The organism is Psychrobacter piechaudii, assembly GCF_900162825.1.
In the GTDB taxonomy this organism is placed as follows: domain Bacteria; phylum Pseudomonadota; class Gammaproteobacteria; order Pseudomonadales; family Moraxellaceae; genus Psychrobacter; species Psychrobacter piechaudii.
Genome location: NZ_FUGE01000040.1, coordinates 1 through 6,590 on the forward strand (window position 1 = coordinate 1; position 6,590 = coordinate 6,590).

Here is a 6,590-nt window from a genome sequence, read left to right on the forward strand (position 1 = left end):
GGGCTATTATCATTAGGCTCAAACAATTGATTCTTGCCTTGTTCATACTCAGGTTTTGGGTTAAAGTTTCACTAAGTCTGTTAAAGTTTGGCATGGTCTGATTCGTCTTAAAAATTACTATTATGCCTTTGCTTTAACAGACTTTTTTGTTTTTTTTGTCGTGTGCAGAGAAAAAAAATATATCATCGTGTCAACAAATATTCATGTATTCATGTTATGAAATTTAAAGTTAATGTTTAATTATCAACTACTTACATTAGGTTTGACTAGGAAGTTTATTTTCTTGTTATCTTGTAACTGACTGACTTAGTTTTAGCAGAATTGAAAAATTAGCCGGATATCGCTAGTGGTTTAACCTAATAATTTAACCTATAGATTGAACGTGGTTACCTTTTACAAATATTGCCAATCCCTCTGTCTGCTGTATGCTGTTCTCATGCACGCTGATAACACAGCGAGATTGTTACTCCCAAATTAGTAACCAGCAACCTCTAGTATCGAGAGCATTATGACGTCCGCCTCTACCCCTACTTCGCCCCCATCAAGCTCTCCAACTCAAACGGCTACCCCTGTTGTTAGCAGTGAGACTTGGTACCACTTCTTTATTCGATTTACTGCGATAACCTCTGCCATTTCACTGGTATTGGCTATGGTGTTTTTCGTGGCTTATAACTGGATGGCTCTAGGTAAGCTGGGGAAATTTGGATTAGTAGAGGCGGCCTTAGTCCTCACCGTTTTAGGCTATGCGCTACTCGCTCATAGAGGTATTTTTAAGCTGGGCCAACCGCTGTTACTGCTTATTGCTAGCCTAATAACTGGCAGCCTATTGGCCTTAGTGGGTCAGGTTTATCAGACAGGGGCTGACAGTTGGCAGCTATTTTTTGGTTGGGCGGTTTTGATTATTCCATGGGTCATTGCGGCTCGCCTGCCAGCACTTTGGCTGCTTTGGTTGGGGCTGATTAACGTAAGCTTCCTGTTTTATACCTCAGCCGCTGGTTTTTTAGTTACCAGTGCTGTCTCCTTCGACTTACTGCGTCTGCTGGTCTTGACCGCGGTAAATCTTGTGGCCCTTATCCTGGGTTTGATGGCATTTAAAGGTAAAGCTCAGCCTAAGCTCAGCGGTCGCTCTTTGCACTGGAGCTTGTATCTCATAGCCATAGTAGTGATGTTTTGGGCAACACGCTTAGGGCTGTTTTCCGTTTTTCTTTTCGAGAAGGGAGTGGCAACCCCCATCAGTCTTGCGGCGTGGGCGGGTATTATGGCTTTCTTTTATTGGCGCTTTTATAGACAGCAAGTCGATCTACTGATGCTTACCTTGCTTAGTGGCTCAGTAATCCTAGTGCTGATGGTGATGGCCTCGCAGTATATTGCCCCCCATTTAGGTGATGCAGCTTTATTTGTTATGGCGTTTTTACTTATCGGCCTCACTGCTCTTGCTGTAAATTGGTTACGCCAATTAAATCACTCGATAAAACAGCCGTCCACTGTGGACAAGCAGTCGCCCGAATTTCTGCCTCAGTCACTGCCTCAGCCCACAATAGACCCAGTTTCTGTAGAGGTAGAAGATACCCCTACCCCCTCTACAGTCAGTACTCCTTGGTATATACAGCTGTTATTAACCTTAAGTGGCCTATTTTCTGGAGCACTAATAACCGGATTTTTAATGGTAGTTTTTGGCAACACTCTGCGCGATACGCTGATGAAGCTGATACTAAGTGGGCTACTGCTATTGGTTAGTTTTGTGCTATTTAACCTAGGATTATTCAAACGTCAAAATCCTCATACTCTACATAAACCGTATGCCTTTAGTGATGGTCTCGCCTTTGCTTTAAGCTTGTCAGCTCAGGTATTTTTAGCGGTCGCTCTGGTTGAGCAGTTTGAAGCTACTTTGGCAGTGATTTCAACCTTTATGCTGCTTCAATTAATTTTGTTGCTGGTCTTTAAAGACACCCTGCATCGTTTTTTCAGTGCCTTTATAGCTTTAGGGTGTTTGGTTTGGTTACTCAGTTATTTTCAATTACCTGAATTATCGGCTCCTTTATTGGCCCTGATTGCCAGCGTGGTTTCTTTGCCCAACTCAAAAGTAAGGACTACTGCTAAGGCCAGTGATACCCCAAACAGGTACACCCTGTTTAGACCCCTGAATTACGCCAGTACTATAGTGTTACTTATGGTGTCGGTGGTGTTTATTGTCGCTGAAAACTCACAATCTATCGCTGGGATCGCAGGCGACTTCGTTTACAACTATTTCTTGTCTCAGGGATTACTTATCGCTGTCTGTTTATATGTGGCCCACATTATTTTGAACCAGTATTCGTTAAAGCTCACTTCAAAAATAGGCCGACTGATTGCCTTAGCTGTTATCGGCTTAGGCGTGGTTTCTATTTATATCTCTGGCGTTTTGGCCACCAGCCTAGTAATTGTGTTGGCTATTGCCAATGCCAATAAGACCTTGTTGGCTTTAGGCATTAGTGCCCTGGTGGGTTATATATTTTGGTATTACTATCAGCTCGATACCAGTTTGCTCCAGAAATCAGGGTCATTATTGGCGGTCTCCCTAGTGTTGTTTGCGATTTATAAACTCATAAAGATAGCTTACTCTGACGATACCAGTCTGCCTAAGCTTAAAACTGCTACGCCTGAAGAGACAACCACAAAAGATGAGGAGTTACCATGAGATCAGTTGGATTAAAGCCTACCGCTCAGGCCTCTTCTAAATTAAACCTATTACTGGCAATTGTTGGTCTAATAGTCGTATTAGTGGCGGTGAATCTGGGGATAAAAAAATATGAAATCCATCTGGCCACTGCTGAGAAGGTACTCCTACCACTGGCTCCAGTTGACCCGCGCAGCTTGATGCAAGGCGATTATATGGCCTTAAATTATGCTATCTCTGAGCAAATTATGGCAGCAATAGAAAAGCAATTAGCCACTACCGAGGATCAACAGCCGATAGAAAGTTTATATAGCCTGTCTCAAGACGGTTTAGTGGTGATTAAAAAGGATACGCAAGGGGTGGGTCATTTTGTGCGATTGGTCAGTCCGTCCGAGGAGGATCAATTAAGCTTGGCAAAAGAGGAATTGCTTTTGGCGTATCGGCTGCGTCAGGGCCAGCTAAAAATCGCTACTAATGCTTTTTTCTTTCAAGAGGGTCAAGCCGCGGCTTTTGAGCAAGCAAAATATGGCTTATTTCGAGTGAATGATAAAGGCGATCCGCTGCTCACTGATATGGTCAATGGCGACTTTGAAGTGATTGATCCAGAGTAAACGTGGATTCAAAGCTACCCCACGCTATTAACTGAATCAACTATTAACCAAAGTAATACTGATAGCCTCCTCGGTGCCTTGTTATGGTTATAACCCCTATAAGATCAAACTAGAAAGCTATTTGACGATCAATAATAAAAAAGGATTCTCCCATGCGCAGTGCTTCTTATAACGCTTTTGGCAAACCCTCTGATGTTTTAAGCATAATTGACAGCCCTATGCCTCAACCTGGTCCCAATGAGGTTCGGGTAAAAACTATCTTAGCCAGCATTCACAATCATGATTTGATTACTATAAAGGGACAATATGGGGATAAACCAGATTTACCCGCCACAGCTGGAAGTGAGGCTTTAGGGGTAATCGATGCGATAGGTGAAAACGTTAAAGGTTTCTCGGTCGGCGATCGGGTAGCCGCGGCCAGTATCCATGGTACTTGGGCGGAGTACTTCACCGCGCCAGCCACTATGGTGTTCGCTGTGCCCGATGAGCTTGAAGATGAAATAGCGGCACAATTGATTGCCATGCCCCTTAGTGCCTTGATGTTGCTGGAGTTTATGCAGTTACAGCCGGGTCAATGGGCCATCTTAAATGCCGCTAACGGCGCAGTGGGAAAATCTTTTGCAATGATAGCAGCTGCCCGTGGCATCCACACCATTAGCTTGGTGCGCCGAGCCGAAGCGGTTCAAGAGCTGACTGACTTAGGTATTAAACATACTATTGATATTTCCCAATCAGACTGGAAAGACAAGGTCCGTGAACTTGTTGGCGATTCTCAAATCAGTGCCGCTGTAGATTCTTTAGGCGGTCAGGCCAGCAATGACTTATTAGACCTATTGGGTCCCAATGGCACTTTGGTCTCTTTCGGTGTCATGGCGGGTGAGCCCATGGTTTTAAACCCCAGTAATTTGATTTTTAAACAAGCAGTGATTAAAGGGTTTTGGGGCAGTAAAACCAGCCGTGAAATGGATATTGAAAACAAAAAACGCTTAATCAATGAGCTCATTGAACGTGGGGTGAATAAACAGCTTACACTACCAGTAGAAGCCATTTACGATCTTGAAGACATTAAGGAAGCGGTGTCTGGTAAAGTTCAAAAAGGTAAGAAAGGAAAAGTCTTGTTGAAGCTGTAAAACAATTATTTAAGACCTTAAAAAAGCACCCAGTCGGGTAATGCCAGTCAGTTAAGAGATTTTATAGCGAAATTCTGAAATTCGTTTTTTCTAGAAACCCCTGTTTATGGAGTTCTCTGGTTTTAAAAAACCATATCTCCGCTAAGTCTCTTGTTTAACTGACTGGCATTACTCTTTTTTAGTTAAAAATACTGTTTAGAACCTACTACAACTTAATCTTATTCCCATTCAATAGTCGCAGGCGGCTTACTTGATACGTCATAAGTCACACGAGAGACATCCGCGATTTCGTTCATGATACGGTTACTGACGGTCTCAATTAAGTCATATGGTAAATGAGCAAAGCGCGCGGTCATAAAGTCGATGGTTTCAACCGCACGTAAGGCAATAACCCAAGCATAACGGCGGCCATCACCAACCACACCCACAGATTTCACTGGGGTAAATACCGCAAAGGCTTGTGCGGTCTTTTCGTACCAGCCTGATTTCTCAAGCTCTTGCATAAAGATAGCGTCCGCTTGACGTAGGATATCAGCGTATTCTTTTTTCACTTCACCCAAGATACGCACGCCTAGACCTGGTCCTGGGAACGGATGACGGTAAATCATTTTGTGCGGTAAGCCTAACGCGATACCCAATTTACGCACTTCATCTTTAAATAGGTCGCGTAATGGCTCGACCAACTCAAACTGCAGGTCATCAGGTAGACCGCCTACGTTATGGTGACTCTTAATGACATGGGCCTTACCTTGATGCGACTTCGCTGACTCGATAACGTCAGGATAAATAGTGCCTTGAGCCAAGAACTCTACTGGCTTGCCATCACTACCTTGGCTGATATCACGAGCTGCATCAGAGAAGACATCAATGAAAGTCTTACCAATGATTTTACGTTTCGCTTCTGGCTCAGACTCCCCTGCCAGCGCCGTTAAGAAACAGTCTTCGGCATCAACACGGACCACTTTTACGCCCATATTTTCAGCGAATACTTGCATGACTTGGTCGCCTTCATGCAGACGTAATAGGCCGTTATCCACAAACACACAGGTCAGCTGATCGCCAATGGCTTTGTGCAGTAAAGCTGCTACAACAGAGCTGTCAACACCGCCCGATAAGCCTAATAAAACCTGTTTGTCACCGATTTGCTCTTTTAGCTGCTCAACGCGCATGTCGATAATGTTATCTGGCGTCCAGCTGCCGGCACAATCACAAATTTGATGCACAAAGCGCGACAACAACACATCGCCTTGTAGGGTATGAGTTACTTCTGGATGGAACTGTAGGCCGTAGTATTTTTTGTCTTCATTGACCATCACTGCGATGGGGCAACTTGGGGTACTGGCCACCACTTCAAAGCCTTGCGGCGCTTCAACAACCTTATCACCGTGGCTCATCCACACATGCAAGCGGCTGTTTTCTTGCTTCTCATCTTCAATACCATCAAGCAAGGTGCTAGACCCGGTAATCTCAATGGTCGCTGCACCAAACTCATGAACGTCACTGGCTTGCACTTTACCACCAAAGTGATCGGCCATCGCTTGCATGCCGTAGCAAATACCTAAAATAGGCACATTCAAATCAAACAAAGCTTGATTGATTTTTGGGCTGTTTTCATCGTGCACACTTTCAGGACCCCCTGATAAGATAACGCCTTTGGCACCAAATTCTTCAATACGGCTAGTGTCGATGTCATAAGGATACATCTCACAGAAAACACCGGCTTCGCGCACACGGCGGGCAATAAGCTGGCTGTACTGTGAGCCGTAATCGATAATTAAAATACGGTCTTCTTTGATGGCAGAGGTATTATTACTCATAGTGATGTCCAATTGGGCAAGTCTAATTCAAAGTTAAGTCAGGTCAATATACACATTAAGATAAAGGGTATCTAACCGTGACGTAGAAATAGGGGTAAAATTATATCCGGCTATTTTAACAAGAATCTAAGCCGGGATGGGGAATTGTGTTTTTAAATGCCTCCGAAAAGTGTAATTAATTCAGCAAAGCAACGCCCTAAATCTATATTGCTTAAATTTTGTCATTGACCTCCTCCCCTCGCTAAACCGAGGGGATTCCTACAGCTAGACGATCAAGCCCGACCGCGAGGATGTTCTTAGCAGCATTGATATCTCTATCATGCCATGTGCCACACTCAGCACACCTCCATCCTCTTATTCGCAAACCTGCTCTACC

The 6,590-nt window shown here is 44.1% G+C and carries 5 protein-coding genes; 3 read left to right on the plus strand and 2 right to left on the minus strand.

What is annotated here, in order from left to right; genetic code table 11:
- Positions 1–508: 508 nt before the first annotated feature.
- The 3 genes from A1019T_RS00950 (at position 509) to A1019T_RS00960 (ending at position 4,397) form a co-directional block, all read left to right on the plus strand.
- The gene (locus tag A1019T_RS00950; protein ID WP_077450014.1) at positions 509–2,677 is read left to right on the plus strand and encodes a DUF2157 domain-containing protein; all 2,169 of its coding nucleotides are present in this window, start codon (positions 509–511) and stop codon (positions 2,675–2,677) included.
- Positions 2,674–3,267 carry a GDYXXLXY domain-containing protein gene (locus tag A1019T_RS00955; RefSeq protein WP_077450015.1) on the plus strand — a complete coding sequence of 198 codons (594 nt, stop codon included), beginning with the start codon at positions 2,674–2,676 and terminating at the stop codon, positions 3,265–3,267. The genes A1019T_RS00950 and A1019T_RS00955 overlap by 4 nt, the downstream gene beginning before the upstream one ends.
- A 152-nt stretch (positions 3,268–3,419) precedes the next feature.
- The gene (locus tag A1019T_RS00960; RefSeq protein WP_077450016.1) at positions 3,420–4,397 is read left to right on the plus strand and encodes a zinc-binding dehydrogenase; all 978 of its coding nucleotides are present in this window, start codon (positions 3,420–3,422) and stop codon (positions 4,395–4,397) included.
- Positions 4,398–4,615: 218 nt separating this feature from the next.
- Here the strand turns inward: A1019T_RS00960 and guaA are convergent, their stop codons facing one another.
- Positions 4,616–6,214 carry a glutamine-hydrolyzing GMP synthase gene (guaA, locus tag A1019T_RS00965; protein WP_077450017.1) on the minus strand — a complete coding sequence of 533 codons (1,599 nt, stop codon included), beginning with the start codon at positions 6,212–6,214 and terminating at the stop codon, positions 4,616–4,618.
- Between the two features lie 241 nt (positions 6,215–6,455).
- A partial coding sequence (locus tag A1019T_RS00970) for a zinc ribbon domain-containing protein (RefSeq protein WP_143514057.1) occupies positions 6,456–6,590 on the minus strand: 135 nt, incomplete at its 5' end.